Genomic DNA, 15,851 nt, shown 5'->3' with positions numbered 1-15,851 from the left:
GCGCAGCGCCGAGCGGCCGCCGACCACGAGCCGCGCCTCGGCCAGCGCGTGCACCGCGTCGGGTGGCAGGTTGTCACCGGCCACGCCGATCACGGTCACCGTTGCCGTCATGGTGATTATTCGACCATGAACGGCCGTTCGGCGGTTGGGAGTATCCGACTATTCGTAATCAGAGATCAGCCTTCTTGAACTCGAACTCCCTCGCGGCGTCCGACTCGAGCAGGTACTTGACCTTGGCCAGGCCGAACGGCTTCGCCGGGTCCACCTTGAAGATGGTGCTCGCGCGGGGCGGGTTGCGCTCCGCGGCCGGGCCGTACCGGTAGTCGCCGGTGAGGCCCTCGAAGCTGACCGTGCCGAGCTCGGTGGAGGCCTTGAGGATGCCGTCCCGGGACAGGTCGCCGTTCTCGACGGCCTTCTCCAGCACCGCGGTCATCGCGCGCGCCTGGTTGTAGCCGAACGCGAAGTAGTAGTCCGGCTTCTCGTCGGGCGCGTACTTCGCGAGGTCGTCGACCATCGCCTTCATGCCCGGCACCGACTCGTCGCCCCACTCGGTGCCCTCCGCCACGATCAGCACCGACTGCTGCATGTACGGCGCGATCGCGGACTGGGCCAGCGCCCCGGTGTAGCTCGGCGACTGGCCGAACCACTGCGGTGCGTACCGGGCCTGCGCCGCGGTGCCCCAGATCTTGGCCGCGTCCGACGGCGTGGCCACGAGGAACACCATCTCGCACCTGGCACCGGCGAGCGCGCCGATCTGGCCGGCGTAGTTCTCCGTGCCCACCTTGAACCGCTGGGTGTTGGCGACCTCGAAGCCGTACTTCTCCGCGGCGAAGTCGATGCCCTGCTGGCCGGCCTCGCCGTACACGTCGTCCTGGATCATCGTGCAGATCACGGAGTCCGTGGAGCCGCCGCCGTCGGTCAGGTAGTAGTCGATCGCGTTGATCGCCTGCACCTGGTACGGCCCGCCGACCGGGAGCAGGTTGTCCTCCCGGACCCACAGCGCGTCCAGCGAGGCCGGCGCGGCGAGGATCTTGTCGGCGCGCAGCTGCGGCAGCACCGCGAGCGTCGGCGCGGTCCCCAGAACCTGGGTGAACGCGACGACGTCGCTCTTGATCTTGTTGTACGTCTGCACCGCGACATCGGTCTTGTACTGGGTGTCCTCCTGCACCAGCTCGACCTTGTACTTGCCGGCGATGCCGCCCTTCGCGTTGAGGGCCTCGAAGAAGACCTCGTTGCCCGCGGTCAGCGGCTGCCCGATCACGGCGACCGTGCCGGACAGCGGGGTCAGCACGCCGAGCTTGATCGTCGTGCCGTCGAAGCCGGCGGTCCGGCCCGGTGCCCCGGCCGCGCCGCCACCGGCGTCGTCGTCCTCCCCCGCACCGCCGCAGGCCGTGACGGCCAGCATCAGGCTCAGTGCGGCAGCGGCGAGCCCGAATCCCTTCTTGGTCACACGCATGTGACACCTCCTTGGTCAGTAGGAGAAGGGCCAGGCCTTGAAGTAGGCCTTGACCCGGAACCAGATGCCCGCCAAGCCTCTGGGTTCGAACACGAGGAACAGCACGATCAGCAGGCCGAAGATCGCCTGGTTGAGCGCGAAGACGCTGATGAAGCCATCCCCGCCCGCCTCGGTGGCGACGCCGGGAATGGCGCTGGAGTACTCGTCGATCAGCGCCGGCAGCGCGCCGACGAAGATGGCCCCGAGGATCGAGCCGAAGATCGTGCCCAGCCCACCGACGATGATGATCGCGATGTACTGGATGGACAGCAGCAGCGTCCAGTCGTCCGGGCTGACGTGCTGCTGGTAGGAGCCGAACAGCGCGCCGGCCATCGAGGCGATCGCGCTGGAGATCATGAACGCGCCGATCTTGTACCGGCCGGCCCGCACCCCGATGACCTCGGCGGCCTGGTCGTGGTCGCGGACCGCGCACAATGCCCGGCCGGGCCGGGTCCGCGCCAGGTTCTTGGCCAGCAGCGCGATGATCGCGACCAGCACCCACACCAGCCAGAAGTAGCCCTGGTTGCGGGAGTAGTTCTCGCCGGCGATCTCGACGGCACCGAGGTCGACCGGGCCGACGACCGGCTGGGCGAGCACCGACGTGCCGTTGTTGCCGTTGGTGAGCCAGGTGAGGTTGCGCCACAGGTGCTCGCCGATGAAGACCAGCCCGAGCGTGACGATGGCGAGGTAGTGCCCACGCAGCCGCAGCGCGAACGGCCCGATCAGCCCGCCCAGCACCGCGCCGACCGCGGCGGATGCCAGCAACCACAACGGAAGCGGCAGCCCGAAATCCCCGCCGACGAGCGCCGCGCAGTACGCGCCGGCGCCGATGAAGAACGCGTGGCCGAGCGAGATCTGTCCACTGTAGCCGGTCAGCAGGTTCAGCCCGATCGCGCCGATCGCGGTGATGCCGGAGTAGATCAGCACGGACAGCCAGAAGTCGTCCTGCACCACCGTCGGCAGCACCAGAAGCACGACCAGCATCGCGGCGAGCCCGGCACGCTTCGCGGGCGAGCCGAAGAGCCGCAGGTCCTGGGCGTAGCTGCGGACGAGGTTGCGGTGCGCCCTGCCCTTCGTCGCGGTGGCCATCAGATGCGCCTCACGTCCTTCGTGCCGAGCAACCCGTACGGCCGGATCAGCAGGATGAGGATCATCAACAGGTACGGCACGATGATCGAGACGTTCGAGCCCGCCCAGGAGAACAGCTGGTCCTGGTAGCCGCGGGTCAGCGCCTCGGCGAGGCCGATGATCAGCCCGCCGAGCACCGCGCCGGCCGGCGAGTCCAGCCCACCGAGGATCATCGCGGGGAACGCGGCGAGCGCGATGAAGCTGATCGACGGCGACAGCCCGGCGGGCCCGGCGGCGAGCGTGATGCCGGCGAGCGTCGCGAGGGCCGCCGCGATCGCCCACGACACCGCGTAGACCCGGCGGGCGCTGATCCCCTGCGCCAGCGCGGCCTCCGGGTCGAACGCGGTGGCCCGCATGGCGAGGCCGAACGAGGTGTAGCGGAAGAACAGGAAGAACAGCACCACGACGGCGGCGGTGAGCCCGATCGTCCACAGGTCGCGCACGCCGAGCACGAGCCCGCCGGCCTCGATCGTCTGGATGTTCCACGGGTTGGGGACCGGCAGGTTGTCGAACCCCCAGATCGCGGTGATCAGCGGTTCGAGGACGAACAGCAGGCCGATCGTGATCATGATGACCGCGAACGGCGGCTGGCCCACCATCCTGCGCAACACCAGCCGTTCCACGCTCGCGCCGACCACCGCCGCGCACGCGCACGCGAGCAGGATCGCCACGCCGAACGCGAGCGCGAGGTTGTTGGCGAACGTGTAGCCGAGGTACGCGCCGAGCGCGAGCAGCCCGCCCTGCGCGAAGTTGATCACGCCGGTGGACTTGTAGATCACCACGAAGCCCAGCGCCACCAAGGCATAGGTCGACCCGAGCGCGAGCCCCGCGAAAAGGTTGGTGAGAAAGGTACTCATCGCCACCTCACCGAGTTGTCCACAACCGACGGAGCTGTCCACAGCAGACGCACGCCGCCACCTTTTGTCGGTCCCCACCGGTAGACTGGACGACGGGGTGCCCCCGGAGAGGGTGGGGGCCGCCATCCACGGGTACGCGCGCGTGCGCGCGAGGCGTGGGCGGTCATTGGTACATCGCCTCGATCTCGGTCGTGAAGCGCTCCGCCATGGCCCGGCGCTTGACCTTCTGCGTCGCGGTCAGCTCACCGTCCTCGTGGTCGAGCTCCTTGCCGATCAGCGTGAACCTCTTGACCTGCTCGACGTTCGCGAACTTCTCGTTGGCCTCCCGCACGACGCCGTCGATCAGCGCGCGCACCTCCGGCTTCGCCGACAGGTCCGCGTACGTGGTGTAGGCGAGGCCGCGCCGGCTGGCCCAGTTGCCGACGGTCTCCAGCTCGATGCCGATCAGCGCGGTCAGGTACTTGCGCCGGTCGCCGATCACCACCGCCTCGCGCACGAACGGCGACACCTTCAGCAGGTTCTCGATCTCCGACGGCGAGATGTTCTTGCCGCCCGCGGTGATGATGACGTCCTTCTTGCGGTCGGTGATCCGCAGGTACCCGTCCGCGTCGAGCTCGCCGACGTCGCCGGTGTGCAGCCAGCCGTCGGCGTCGATCGTCTCGGCCGTCGCCGACGGGTTGTCGAGGTAGCCCTGGAACACACCGGCCGAGCGGGTGAGGATCTCGCCGTCGTCGGCGACGCGCACCTCCACGCCGGGCGAGGCGGTGCCGACCGTGCCGAGCCGGATGTCGCCGACCGGGTTCAGCGTGCAGATCGCGGTGTTCTCGGTCTGCCCGTAGCCCTCGCGGACCGGGATCCCGATGGCCCACAACCACTCCAGCACAGCCGGCGCGATCGGCGCCGCCCCGCTGATCGGCGCGCGGACCCGGGACATGCCGAGCCGCTCCCGCAGCGCGCGGAACACCAGCAGCTCGCACGCCGCGAGCACCAGCCGGTCGCCGACCGTCGGCCGGCCGGACATCCGGCGTGGCGCGATCCGCCTGCCCTGGCGCAGGCACGCCCGGTACAGCACCCGCTTGAGCCGCGACGCGTCCGCCATCCGGATCTCCACGGTGGCGAGCATCTTCTCCCATACCCGTGGCACGCCCAGGAAGACGGTCGGCTGCACGTCGCGCAGGTCGTTCGGGAACGACGGGCCGCCCTCCCCGAAGTTGACCACCAGGCCCGCCCACACGCCGTCGATGACCGAGATCAGCCGCTCCGCGACGTGGCACAGCGGCAGGTAGCTGAGCACCTCGTCGCCGCGGTCCGCACCGAGCGCGTCGACGAACGCGCGGCCGGACGCGACCAGGTTCGCGTGCGAGATCATCGCGCCCTTCGGCGGGCCGGTGGTGCCCGAGGTGTAGACGAGGATCGCGGTGGTGTCCGGGTCGAGCGCCTCGACCGACGCCACGTACCGCTCGAACGAGTCGTGCTCACGTTGGCCGCGCTCCTCCAACTCGGCGAACGTGAGCACGACGGGCAGGCTGGCGAAGCGCAGCCCGCGCGGGTCCATCACCACGATGTGCCGCAGCAGCGGCAGCCGGTCGCGCACGGCGAGTGCCTTGTCGAGCTGCTCCTCGTCCTCGGCGATCAGCACCTCGGCCTCGGAGTGCGAGAGCAGGTACTCGACCTCCGCGGCCGGCGACGTCGGGTACACGCCGACGGTGCACGCGCCGAGACCCTGCGCGGCGAGGTCCGCGATCACCCACTCCGGCCGGTTCTCCGCGTGGACCGCGACCCGCGTGCCCGCCTCGACGCCGAGCGAGCGCAGCCCGCCGGCCACGTCGGCCACGCGCCTCGCGTACTCCGCCCAGGTCCACTCGCGCCAGCAGCCACGGTACTTCTCGCGGATCGCCACCTCGTCCGGCCGGTTCACGGCGTGCTCCAGCAGGCGCGCGGCGAGCGTCGCGGTGCCCGTCGCCACGTGCGCGGTCGCGGTCATGCCAGTTCCGCCTCCCCGGAATCCTGTTCCGCCTCCCCGGAATTCAATGTGTTGGTTCCGTTGAAGAACGGACGGTTCGGCCTGGTCACGTACTTGTGGCTGGGTTGCGTCACGGTCCCCTGAGGTGCGGTTGGGAGACACTCGGCCTGATTTGATCTCGAGGTTGACGCAAGGCGTGTCATGCTCCGCCTCCCAGGTACGCCTCGATGACCTTGGGGTCCTGCTGGATCTCCGCCGGCGTGCCGGCGGCCAGCGGCACGCCGAAGTCCAGCGCCAGCACGCGGTCCGCCAGGTCCATGACCAGCCGCATGTCGTGCTCCACGAGGATCATCGCGAGGTCGAGCTCGCGGCGGACCTCGACGAGGTAACGCGCCATGTCCTCGGTCTCCTCGACGTTCATGCCGGCGACGGGCTCGTCGAGCAGCAGCAGCGTCGGCGACATGGCGAGCGCGCGGCCGAGCTCGGCCCGCTTGGCCACGCCGTAGGGCAGCAGCCCCGCCGGCATGCGGCGGTAGGGCTCGAGCTCGAGCAGCTCGACGATCTCCTCGACGGCGGCGCGGTGGGCGACCTCCTCGCGCTTGGCGCGGCCCCACCAGAACATGCCGGCGAGCATTCCGGTCCGCATCAGGTGGTGCCGGCCGAGCATGAGGTTCTCGATGAGCGTGAGGTTCTCGAACAGGCCGAGGTTCTGAAACGTCCGCGCCACGCCCAGGCCGGCGATGGCCGCGGGTGAGCGGCCGTTGATCCGCTCGCCCGCCAGCGTGATCGTGCCCTGCTGCGGGCGGTAGACACCGTTGAGGCAGTTGAAGATCGAGGTCTTGCCGGCGCCGTTCGGCCCGATCACGGCGAACAGCTCGCCGCGGTTGACGGTGAAGCCGACCCCGCTCAGGGCGGTCACGCCGCCGAACCGCAGCGTCAGGTCGCGGACCTCGAGCAGCGGCGCCGGCGTCTCCTCGGGCGGGCTCGCCTCCGGCTGGACCGCGGGAGTCTCCCGCTCGGTGGTCAGGCGCTCCATCGCTTCTTCCTCCGGTAGCTCTTGACCTCCGCGAACGAGCGCTTCTCCGTGTCGGAGGTCGAGCCCAGATAGAACTCGCGGATGTCCTCGTCGGCGAGCAACTCCTCGGCCGGGCCGTCGCGGACGACCTTGCCGACCTCCATGACGTAGCCGAACCTCGCGATGGACAGGGCCATCACCGCGTTCTGCTCGACCAGCAGCACGCTCGTGCCCTGCTCGTTGATCTGCACGATGATGTCGCGGACCTGCTCGACGAGCTTGGGCGCGAGGCCGAGCGACGGCTCGTCGAGCAGCAGCAGCCGCGGGCGGGCCATGAGCCCGCGGCCGATGGCGAGCATCTGCTGCTCGCCGCCGGAGAGGTAGCCGGCGGTCGAGCGCCTGCGCTCGGCCAGGATCGGGAACAGGTCGAACACCCGGCCGACCGACTCGCGGTAGTCGGCGCGGCGGCGGGTGTGGGCGCCGGCCCGGAGGTTCTCCTCGACGGTCATCTCGGCGAAGATCCGCCGGCCCTCCATGACCTGGCCGACCCCGTGGCGCACGACGTCGGCCGGGTCGGCTCCGGTGAGATCCTTGCCGGCGACCGTGACCGTGCCCTTGGTGATCTTGCCGCGGTGCGCGATCAGCAGGCCGGTGATGGCGCGCAGCAGCGTGGTCTTGCCGGCGCCGTTGGCCCCGAGCAGGGCGACGACCGCGCCGTCCGCCACCACGAGGGACAGGCCCCGCAGGACGAGCACCACGTCGTCGTAGACGACCTCGAGGTTGTTGACCGACAGGATCGACATGGCCGCTCCGCACTGAGCCGTTGCAACCCCGAACGTTGCCGACGTGACCACGATCACGTCAGAAACGGACCGTAACCGCTGGTACCGAGAGCGAGCAAGGATCAGGCCGAACCGTTACCACCCAAGCCACGGCCGATGACCAGGCTCGAGTCGGCCGCGAACGCGCGGGTGTCAGACTCGTCCGCGTGACCTCGGTTTTCGACTGGCTGGACACCCGCGCCGACGAGCGCAGGCGCGCGGGCCTCGCCCGGCGGCTGCGCCCGCGCCGCCACGACTCGGATCTGCTGGATCTCGCGGGCAACGACTACCTCGGCCTGTCCCGCGACAAGCGGGTCACCGGCGCCGCCGCCGCCGCGACGCTGCGCTGGGGCGCGGGCTCGACCGGCTCGCGGCTGGTGACCGGCACGATCGAGGCGCACACCGAGCTGGAGCACGAGCTGGCCGCGTTCTGCGGGACGCAGGCGGCCCTGGTGTTCTCGTCGGGTTTCATGGCCAACCTCGGCGCGATCACCGCGTTGTCCGGCAAGGGCAGTGCGATCGTCACGGACGCGTACCTGCACGCGTCGCTGATCGACGGCTGCCGGCTGTCCCGGGCCGACGTGGCGGTCGTCGCCCACGCCGACCCGGCGGCCGCGGCGCACGCGCTGCGTACCCGCCGCACCGAGCGGGCCCTGTTCGTCACCGACTCCGTCTTCTCGGTGGACGGCGACCTCGCGCCGCTGCCCGAGCTGTTCGCCGCCTGCCGCGAGCACGGCGCGGCGCTCGTGGTGGACGACGCCCACGGCTTCGGCGTGCTGGGCGACGGCGGCCGCGGCGCGGTGGCCGCGGCGGGCCTCATCGGCGAGCCGGACGTGGTGACGGCCGTGACGCTGTCCAAGGCGCTGGGCGCTCAGGGCGGCGCCGTGCTCGGCCCGCGCCGGGTGATCAAGCACCTGGTGGACTCGGCGCGCAGCTTCATCTTCGACACGGGCCTGTCGCCGGCCAGCACCGCCGCCGCGCTCGCCGCGCTGGGCGTGCTGCGTAACGAGCCGGACCTGCCCGCCCGGGCCCGCGCGGCCGCGTCGACGCTGGCGTCCCGGTTACGCGAGGCGGGGCTCACCGCGACGTCCCCGGACGCCGCGGTCGTGTCCGTGCTGGCGCGTTCTCCGGAGGCGGCCGTGCGGTGGGCGGACGACTGCCGGGCGGCCGGGGTGTGGGTCGGGTGCTTCCGACCGCCGTCGGTACCGGACAAGGTGTCCCGGCTGCGGTTGACGGCCCGGGCCGACCTCACCGAGGGCGAGCAGGACCGGGCCGTCGAGGTGATCACCCGGAGCGCGCCACCGTCCGCCGCATCGTGATGTGCTCGATGCCGTCCTCGTCGAACGGGGCACCCTCGGGCGCGAAACCGAACCGCGCGTAGAAGTCCTGCGCGTACGTCTGCGCGTCCAGCACCACGTCCGCGTCGCCGACCCGCTCCAGCGCCGCCGCCATGAGCCGCGCCCCCAGGCCCAGCCCGCGCGCGCCGGCGGCCGTGCACACGCGGCCGATCCGCCAGCCGCCGCCCGGCTCACGCAGCAGGCGGAGGTACGCCCGCGGCTCCCCCGCCCGCGCCAACCACAGGTGCCCCGTGTCCGGGCGCAGGTCACGACCGTCCAGCTCCGGGTACGGGCACTCCTGCTCGACGACGAACACGTCCACGCGCAACGTGAGCAGCGCGTACAGCTGCGCGGCCGTCAGCTCGTCACCGGTCGCGAAGGTCAGGTCCACACCGACTGGATATCAGATCTGTTCGCCGAGGTCGTCGGCGTACGCGGCCATCCTGGTGTAGACGCCCGGCTTGCCCGGCGCCGCGCAGCCCTCGCCCCACGACGTGATGCCGACCAGCGTGCGGTCGACGACCAGCGGACCGCCCGAGTCACCCTGGCAGGAGTCCACGCCACCCTCGGGTACGCCGGCGCACGCCATCGCCTCGGACTGGTACGCCGGGTAGGACTGCACGCAGTCCGCGTCCGCGATCATCGGCACCTCCGCCTTGAGCAGGAAGCGGGACGCCTGGCCCTCCGCCGACGTGCGGCCCCAGCCCAGGATCGTGCCGACCACGCCCGGCGCGTACAGCTCGGCCTCGCGCGCGATGTCGAGGGTGTCGTACGGCAGCGGCCGGGTGAGCGAGAGCACCGCCACGTCGGCGCCGGAGCGCACGTCCGTGAACTCGGGGTGCACCCAGATCCCGTCGACGGCACTGGTCGTGCCCGCGTCGCTCTCCTTGTCCTCGCGCCCGCCGACGACCACGACGTCCGCCGGCTTCCTCCCGATGGCGCAGTGGGCCGCGGTGACGACCTTGTCGTCGGCGACCAGCGAGCCGCCGCAGTACTGGAAGCCGTCCGCCGTCGTCAGGTACACCATGTAGCTGTGGTCGGCGATGCTCGCCCGCGTGCCGCCGACGATCTCCTGGTCGGCGCTGGCCTGGTTGAGCCCGATCGCCCCCGTGGCAACGATGCCCGCGGCGAGCAGCAGCCGCGTGACCCGGGAGGTAGCCCCCATGTCATCTCCTCACACTGGTCGACACTGCCAAGCAGGCTGTCGTGGGGGCGGTGAGCTGGGCAACTTGACCATGTAGCTAGACCGGGTGAAATCGGCGGCCGGGCACCGCCGCGACCGGCCCGAGACGGGGTCTGTGAGCGGCCGGATCCGTTGACCTACAACGCTTTCCGGGCACCGGAGACCAGCCCGCCGAGGAGCGGGATCAGTGGGACCGGGGAGACGCTAGCTGCCGTTCCCGGTGGACTCGTCGCGGTCGGACGAGCCGCCGCCGAACCGGTTGAAGACCTTGCCCGCGGCCCCGGAGACCGCCTCGCCGACGTCGCTCAGCACCTTGGCCAGCGGATCGGTGGAGTTCGACCAGGACTCCTTGTACGAGCGGCCGGCCGCGCGCACGTCGTCCATCATGGACGAGCTCGGGGCGTCGTCGGCGCGGCGCTGGTAGTCGCCGGCGAGGATCGCGCGGTACTCCTCCGACGCGGCCCACCGCTGCAGCTGCGCGGCGCGCACGACCGCGAACGGGTGGCTCATGCCCTCGACGGTCATCAGCTTGAGGATGCTGTCGCGGATGTCGTCGACTTCCTCGTACTCCTTGGCCTGCTCCATGAACTCGGGGATGTCGATGTCCGACATCGACAGACCGCCGGCCATGTACACGTGCTGGCGCAACGACGCCGCCGGATCCTGGCCGCAGAGCAGGCCGGCCCGGTCGGCGGTCAGCTCCGCCTTGCGGAACCACTCCATCAGCGCGGCGATCACCGCGCGCAGCCCGAGCGCGCCGATCGGCACCCACTGGACCGTGGCCTGCAGGCGCAGCAACCGCATCAGCAGGGTGCGCAGCACGTTGTGGCCGGAGAGGATGTGCCCGGTCTCGTGGCCGACCACGCTACGCAGGCTCTCGATGTCGAGCGACTCGACGATGCCGGTGGTGAGCACGATGAACGGCTTGTCGATGCCGATCGCGAAGCCGTTCGCGCGGGGGTCGCGGGCGACGTACAGCTCGGGCACCGTGTCGAGGTCGAGCGTCTCGGCCGCGTCGATGCGCAGCTGGTTGATCCGGGGGTACTGCTTCTCGCCGACCCGGATGGCGGACGCCACGGCGTAGAGCCGCTCGGCGCGCTCGTTCCACATGCCGGCCACTGCCTTCAGCACCGACGAGATTCCCGGCACCGCCCGCAGGGCGGCCATCGCGCCCTTGTCGGCCGGGTGCTCGTAGGCCCGCGGACTGATCCCCGGGAACCGGACTCGCGTCGAGCTTCGATCCACCTCGTTGTCGGTCACGTCGCACTCCCCTCGATCTGCCGTCCACACTATGCCCGAGGCAGGGCCCGGCGGGTGCGATACGGCGAGACTAGGCTGAGGGCGCCGGAAACGATCACTCTCCTGGGAGATGACGATGAGCCTCGAACGTCCCGTTGCGCCTGATCCCTACGCCTTCCTGCCGGCCGTCGGTTCGTTCACGGTGACCTCCACCGATGTCACCGACGGTGCGCAGCTGCCGATGAGCGCGGTGCACGACAGCGCGGGCGGCAAGAACACCTCGCCGCGGCTGACCTGGTCCGGCTTCCCCGAGGGCACCCGCGGCTTCGTCGTCACGTGCTTCGACCCGGACGCGCCCATCCCCGGCGGGTTCTGGCACTGGATCGCGGTGAACCTGCCGGCCTCGGTCACCGAGCTGTCCGCGGGCGCCGGCGCCGACGACGCGAGCCTGCCCGGCGACGCCTTCCACGTGCGCAACGACTTCACCACCCGCGCCTTCGGCGGCGCCGCGCCGCCCCAGGGCGACCAGCCGCACCGGTACTACTTCGTGGTGCACGCGGTGGACGTGGACGCCCTCGAGGTCGACGAGAACGCCTCGGCCGCGGTCGTGAGCTTCAACCTGGCCTTCCACACGCTCGCCCGCGCGATCATCACCCCCACGTATCAGCACTGAGGTCGGTGTCGTGTGAGGTCTTGTGCCGACCAACGCAACCTCAGGGGACCGTGACGGCGCTCAGCCACTATCAACCGGAAGTCCGCACCGTTCGCTGGAACGCAACCAACACTTTTGATTCCGGGGAGGCGGACTAGTGCACTTCGATCTGGTCATCATCGGCACCGGTTCCGGCAACTCCATCCTCGACGAGCGGTTCGCCGGGTGGCGGGTGGCGATCGTCGAGCGCGGGGTGTTCGGCGGCACCTGCCTGAACGTCGGCTGCATCCCCACGAAGATGTTCGTGCACACCGCCGACCTCGCGGCCACTCCGGCGGCGTCGGCGAAGCTCGGCGTGGACGCGGAGCTTCGCGGGATCCGGTGGACCGACATCCGGGACCGGATCTTCGGCCGCATCGACCCGATCGCCGCGGGCGGGCGTGAGTACCGGCGCGCGCACGAGGACAACGCGAACGTCACCGTCTACCAGGGGACGGCGCGGTTCACCGGCCCGCGGCGGCTGGCGATCACCGGCTCGGACGCCGGCCCGGACGCCGAGGTCACCGCGGAGGTCACCGCCGACCGGGTCGTGCTCGCGAATGGCGGCCGCCCGGTCGTGCCGCCAGAGCTCGAGGGCATCGAATATCACACGAGCGACACGATCATGCGCCTCGACGAGCTGCCCCGGCGCATGGTGATCATCGGCACCGGGTTCGTCGCCGCGGAGTTCGCGCACGTGTTCTCCGCGTTCGGCGTCGACGTCACGATCGTCGGCCGGTCGGGTGCGCTGCTGCGCCACGAGGACACCGACATCAGCGCCCGGTTCACCGAGCTGGCCGGCCAGCGGTGGGACCTGCGGATGAACCGCCGCCTCGTCGGCGCGTCCGCCGTGGACGGCGGCGTCCGGGTCGACCTGGCCGGGGACGAGTCGATCGACACCGACACGGTGCTGGTCGCGATCGGCCGCAGGCCGAACTCCGACACGCTCGACCTGTCGGCCGCCGGCATCGACGTGACGTCCGACGGCCGCGTGGTGGTCGACGCGACGCAGCGCACGACCGCCGAGGGCGTCTGGGCGCTGGGCGACATCAGCTCGCCGTACGAGCTGAAGCACGTGGCCAACCACGAGGCACGAATCGTGCGGCACAACCTGCTCAACCCCGACGCGCCCATCGAGTCCGACCACCGGTTCGTGCCGCACGCGGTGTTCAGCTCCCCGCAGATCGCCTCGGTCGGGATGTCCGAGCAGGAGGCTCGCGCCCGGGGCGTGCGGTACGTGACGTCCACACAGGACTACGCGGGCATCGCGTACGGCTGGGCGATGGAGGACACCTCGGGCTTCGCGAAGCTGCTCGCCGATCCGGCGTCGGGGCAGCTGCTGGGCGCGCACATCATCGGCCCGCAGGCGTCGACGCTGATCCAGGCGCTGATCCAGGCGATGAGCTTCGGTCTCGACGCACGCGACATGGCGCGCGGCCAGTACTGGATCCACCCGGGCATGCCGGAGCTGATCGAGAACGCCCTGCTGAGCCTGCCCCTGACCGGGAGGTAACGTGCCGGCGGCCCCGTTTGTGTTCCCGGCCCGAAGGGTGGACCGCGTGACGTTCTGGGATCAGGTGCGCTCGACTTGGAACGCGACCGTCGAGTCCGCCGACCGGGCCGTCGCGGCGCCCTCCGTGCACCTGAAACCGATGTTCCGGTTCTCCCTCTACCGCCCCAAGGTGCCGATCGTGGTCACCGGGGACCGCGGTGCCGGCAAGTCGCTGATGTACGACGCGATCGTGGGCAAGGTCGGCACGACCTACGCGCCTCCCGGCAAGAGCGACGACGCCGAGCCACACAAGATCGTGCTGAGCACGAGCTCGAAGCGGGTCCGGTGCGCGATGGTGGTCGTGCCGGGCCAGGACTCGAGAGAGCGGGAGGACGCCCTCGAGCCGATGATGACCGGCGGCGCCTTCCCGACCGGCCTCGTCCACGTGACCTGCTACGGGCACAACACCGTGTGGGACTCCCGGGACCGGCGGACCGTCGGCGACGACTTCGCCCTGCGGGAGGGCACGTTGACCGCGGAGTCCCTGCGGCAGCGCAACCTCGAGCAGGAGGCCGAGGAGTTCGAGAAGGTCTGCGCGATGCTGCGCGACGCCTGGCACCGCAAGTCGGACGTGTGGCTGATCATCGCGGTGGCCAAGTGCGACCTGTACTGGTCCCGGATAGACAAGGCACGCGACCACTACCTGCCCGGCGCCGCCGACTCCCGCTTCGCCGCCGCACTGCGCGGGCTGGTCGCGCACGTGGGCGAGAGCAACTTCGCCGGGCTCGCGGTGCTGCCGCTGAGCTGCTACCCGGACTCGCACGAGTTTCACCCGACCCTGCCGATGGCACGTCCCGAACTGGACCAACGGCAGGCTACGGTTCTCGTCAACCGGTTCCGGAGCGTACTGGGAGACTTCTGTGGAAGGCGGTAGCGTCGTCGTGGCCAGGGCGATCACGGGCGCGGAGTTCGACGAGGCGCTCGGCCGGGCGGAACGGCTCCTCGACTCCTTCGACCGGATCGGGGCCCGTGCCCGGGTCTCCTCCGTGCTCGTCGCCGGCTCGGCCCTCGCCGCCTTCCTGCTGCTCGCGCTGATCGTCGCGACCGGGCTGCCCGCGGCGGCCGCGGTCGCCGTCGCGGTGGTCGGCGTGGCCGGTGAGGGGCTGACGATCGTCGCGATCCTGCGGCACGTCCGTGCGTTGCACGCCATGGCGCGACGCGACGAGCGGGCCATGCTCGAGGTCGTCGACATGTTGCGGGAGCTGCTGCCGGACATCGCGAAGGAGGAGGGCTGGGGCCCGGCCCGCGTCCAGATCGCGGCCGCCCGGGTGTCCCGGTTCCCCATCGGCCGCCGGGGCAGCCGATGAGCGAAGCTCGCGAAGCGAACCACTCGGCACATGGCGACCGCGAGCGCCGCCGCCGAGCCTGCGAGGGGATGTCGTGAGCGAGTCGCCCGGCTGGAAGTGGCTCGGCCGCGCCGCCGACATCGTGCAGCTCTGGCCCGTGGTGGCCGCGTTCGGGCTGATCGTCGCCGCGGCGCTGAACGGCGAGGACATCGCCGGCGCGGTGGGCGGCGAACCCGTACTCGTGGGCATCGTCGGCGTGCTGGGTGTGGTGGGGCTGCTCATGGTCATCGGCGGCGTGGCCGGGCGCAGCGACCTGCGCAAGGTCTTCCGCCCCGACCGGGGGCGCTGGGACAGCATCGTCCTGCTCGTCGGCGGCGTGCTCGTCGGCATCGCCCTGGTGCTGGTGCTCGTGGCGTTCTGAGCCGGTCACCGCGAGGTGCGCAGGGTCGGCAGGTCCGGCGGGGCACCCTTCTCGATGAGCCGGACCACCGCGTCCGTGTCGAGGTGCTCGGCCACCAGGTCGCCGAGCAGGTTCAGCTGGGCCGCGCGGATCTCGGCCACCCGGGTGTCGGCCGCCGGTGTGAAGCCCGGCCGGTCGGCGTGGCCGGCGGCCCAGCGCAGCAGCGCCCGGCGGAAGCGGTCGTTGTCGAGCAGGCCGTGCCAGTGCGTCGCGGCGATCGAGCCGGCCAGGACGCCTTCCGACGGCTCGATCAGCGGCGGCAGCGAGCCACGGCGGGTGACCTGACCGTGATGGATCTCGTACCCGGTGACCGGTTCGCCGAGGGCCACGCCGGCCGGGCGCGCGAGGGTCTTCGCCGGGGCGAACCGGATGTCGACGTCGAGCAGGCCCAGGCCCGCCACCACGCCGGTGCCCGACTCCACCTCGTCGTGGATCCGGTCGGCCAGCATCTGGAACCCGCCGCACAGGGCCAGGAGCGGGCGGCCGGCACGTGCGTGGCGCACCACCGCGTCGGCCAGTCCCCGCCGCCGCAGCCACGCCAGATCGTCCACTGTGGACTTGGTGCCGGGCAGGACGACCAGGTCGGCGTCCGCGATACGTGACGAATCCGTGACGAAGCGGACGGCGACGCCGGGTTCGCACGCCAGCGCCTCCACATCCGTGGCGTTCGAGATGCGGGGCAGCCGGACCACCGCCACCCGCAGCCACTGCTCCCCCACCGGGGGCGCCGGCCGGCCGAGCACGCCGTCCGCGGCGTAGGACAGCGAGTCCTCCGCCTCGAGCCACAGGTCCGGCCGCCACGGGAGGACGCCGAGCACCGGCCG

At 71.2% G+C, this 15,851-nt stretch carries 15 protein-coding genes and 1 pseudogene; 6 read left to right on the top strand and 10 right to left on the bottom strand.

Annotation, left to right across the window (positions count from 1 at the left end):
- Positions 1–169 precede the first annotated feature (169 nt).
- From ACRDTB_RS32140 to ACRDTB_RS32115, 6 genes are all read right to left on the bottom strand, one after another.
- Complete coding sequence (locus ACRDTB_RS32140) at positions 170–1,456, bottom strand: ABC transporter substrate-binding protein (protein ID WP_431435958.1); 1,287 nt, start codon at positions 1,454–1,456, stop codon at positions 170–172.
- A 15-nt stretch (positions 1,457–1,471) separates the two neighbouring features.
- Entirely contained in the window at positions 1,472–2,584 is a 1,113-nt protein-coding gene (locus ACRDTB_RS32135) for a branched-chain amino acid ABC transporter permease (RefSeq protein WP_431435957.1), read from the bottom strand.
- Positions 2,584–3,480, bottom strand: coding sequence for a branched-chain amino acid ABC transporter permease (locus tag ACRDTB_RS32130; protein WP_431435956.1), 897 nt, complete (start codon positions 3,478–3,480; stop codon positions 2,584–2,586). Before ACRDTB_RS32130 ends, ACRDTB_RS32135 begins: the two co-directional genes overlap by 1 nt.
- A gap of 163 nt (positions 3,481–3,643) precedes the next feature.
- Positions 3,644–5,464: an AMP-dependent synthetase/ligase gene (locus ACRDTB_RS32125; protein WP_431435955.1), complete on the bottom strand. Its 1,821-nt coding sequence runs from the start codon at positions 5,462–5,464 to the stop codon at positions 3,644–3,646.
- A 178-nt stretch (positions 5,465–5,642) separates the two neighbouring features.
- Entirely contained in the window at positions 5,643–6,479 is an 837-nt protein-coding gene (locus ACRDTB_RS32120) for an ABC transporter ATP-binding protein (protein WP_431435954.1), read from the bottom strand.
- Positions 6,467–7,255, bottom strand: coding sequence for an ABC transporter ATP-binding protein (locus ACRDTB_RS32115; protein WP_431435959.1), 789 nt, complete (start codon positions 7,253–7,255; stop codon positions 6,467–6,469). Before ACRDTB_RS32115 ends, ACRDTB_RS32120 begins: the two co-directional genes overlap by 13 nt.
- A gap of 191 nt (positions 7,256–7,446) precedes the next feature.
- Here ACRDTB_RS32115 and ACRDTB_RS32110 point away from each other — a divergent pair, with 191 nt between their 5' ends.
- Complete coding sequence (locus ACRDTB_RS32110; RefSeq protein ID WP_431435953.1) at positions 7,447–8,598, top strand: 8-amino-7-oxononanoate synthase; 1,152 nt, start codon at positions 7,447–7,449, stop codon at positions 8,596–8,598.
- Here the strand turns inward: ACRDTB_RS32110 and ACRDTB_RS32105 are convergent.
- The 3 genes from ACRDTB_RS32105 to ACRDTB_RS32095 all read right to left on the bottom strand — a co-directional run bounded on the left by ACRDTB_RS32105 (position 8,564) and on the right by ACRDTB_RS32095 (position 11,059).
- Positions 8,564–9,007 carry a GNAT family N-acetyltransferase gene (locus ACRDTB_RS32105; RefSeq protein WP_431435952.1) on the bottom strand — a complete coding sequence of 148 codons (444 nt, stop codon included), beginning with the start codon at positions 9,005–9,007 and terminating at the stop codon, positions 8,564–8,566. The genes ACRDTB_RS32110 and ACRDTB_RS32105 overlap by 35 nt on opposite strands.
- Positions 9,008–9,019: 12 nt before the next feature.
- Positions 9,020–9,781 carry a S1 family peptidase gene (locus ACRDTB_RS32100; RefSeq protein WP_431435951.1) on the bottom strand — a complete coding sequence of 254 codons (762 nt, stop codon included), beginning with the start codon at positions 9,779–9,781 and terminating at the stop codon, positions 9,020–9,022.
- Positions 9,782–10,003: 222 nt separating this feature from the next.
- On the bottom strand, positions 10,004–11,059 hold the full coding sequence (locus ACRDTB_RS32095; RefSeq protein ID WP_431435950.1) for a M48 family metallopeptidase: 1,056 nt from the start codon (positions 11,057–11,059) through the stop codon (positions 10,004–10,006).
- Positions 11,060–11,174: 115 nt separating this feature from the next.
- Here ACRDTB_RS32095 and ACRDTB_RS32090 point away from each other — a divergent pair, with 115 nt between their 5' ends.
- The 5 genes from ACRDTB_RS32090 (at position 11,175) to ACRDTB_RS32070 (ending at position 14,988) form a co-directional block, all read left to right on the top strand.
- Positions 11,175–11,711 (top strand): YbhB/YbcL family Raf kinase inhibitor-like protein, encoded by a 537-nt coding sequence (locus tag ACRDTB_RS32090; RefSeq protein ID WP_431435948.1) that lies wholly within the window; start codon positions 11,175–11,177, stop codon positions 11,709–11,711.
- Positions 11,712–11,847: 136 nt separating this feature from the next.
- Positions 11,848–13,242: a mycothione reductase gene (locus ACRDTB_RS32085; RefSeq protein ID WP_431435947.1), complete on the top strand. Its 1,395-nt coding sequence runs from the start codon at positions 11,848–11,850 to the stop codon at positions 13,240–13,242.
- A 46-nt stretch (positions 13,243–13,288) separates the two neighbouring features.
- Positions 13,289–14,155, top strand: coding sequence for a hypothetical protein (locus ACRDTB_RS32080; RefSeq protein ID WP_431435946.1), 867 nt, complete (start codon positions 13,289–13,291; stop codon positions 14,153–14,155).
- Positions 14,142–14,588 carry a hypothetical protein gene (locus ACRDTB_RS32075; RefSeq protein ID WP_431435945.1) on the top strand — a complete coding sequence of 149 codons (447 nt, stop codon included), beginning with the start codon at positions 14,142–14,144 and terminating at the stop codon, positions 14,586–14,588. The genes ACRDTB_RS32080 and ACRDTB_RS32075 overlap by 14 nt, the downstream gene beginning before the upstream one ends.
- 73 nt (positions 14,589–14,661) lie before the next feature.
- Positions 14,662–14,988, top strand: a complete 327-nt coding sequence (locus ACRDTB_RS32070; protein ID WP_431435944.1) for a hypothetical protein — start codon at positions 14,662–14,664, stop codon at positions 14,986–14,988.
- Between the two features lie 5 nt (positions 14,989–14,993).
- Here ACRDTB_RS32070 and ACRDTB_RS32065 read toward each other — a convergent pair.
- Positions 14,994–15,851 (bottom strand): annotated as a pseudogene (locus tag ACRDTB_RS32065) (cobyric acid synthase); the annotation flags it as partial.

The sequence above is a fragment of the Actinophytocola sp. genome (assembly GCF_050699935.1).
GTDB lineage: Bacteria > Actinomycetota > Actinomycetes > Mycobacteriales > Pseudonocardiaceae > Actinophytocola.
Note: the sequence above shows the minus strand (reverse complement) of the source record. Positions and strands in the feature narration are given on the sequence as shown.

What these genes read in the sequence shown, in the direction of transcription:
- ACRDTB_RS32140 (WP_431435958.1), bottom strand. Translation starts at nt 1,456, where the DNA reads ATGCGTGTGACCAAGAAGGGATTCGGGCTCGCCGCTGCCGCACTGAGC.
- ACRDTB_RS32135 (WP_431435957.1), bottom strand. Translation starts at nt 2,584, where the DNA reads ATGGCCACCGCGACGAAGGGCAGGGCGCACCGCAACCTCGTCCGCAGC.
- ACRDTB_RS32130 (WP_431435956.1), bottom strand. Translation starts at nt 3,480, where the DNA reads ATGAGTACCTTTCTCACCAACCTTTTCGCGGGGCTCGCGCTCGGGTCG.
- ACRDTB_RS32125 (WP_431435955.1), bottom strand. Translation starts at nt 5,464, where the DNA reads ATGACCGCGACCGCGCACGTGGCGACGGGCACCGCGACGCTCGCCGCG.
- ACRDTB_RS32120 (WP_431435954.1), bottom strand. Translation starts at nt 6,479, where the DNA reads ATGGAGCGCCTGACCACCGAGCGGGAGACTCCCGCGGTCCAGCCGGAG.
- ACRDTB_RS32100 (WP_431435951.1), bottom strand. Translation starts at nt 9,781, where the DNA reads ATGGGGGCTACCTCCCGGGTCACGCGGCTGCTGCTCGCCGCGGGCATC.
- ACRDTB_RS32090 (WP_431435948.1), top strand. Translation starts at nt 11,175, where the DNA reads ATGAGCCTCGAACGTCCCGTTGCGCCTGATCCCTACGCCTTCCTGCCG.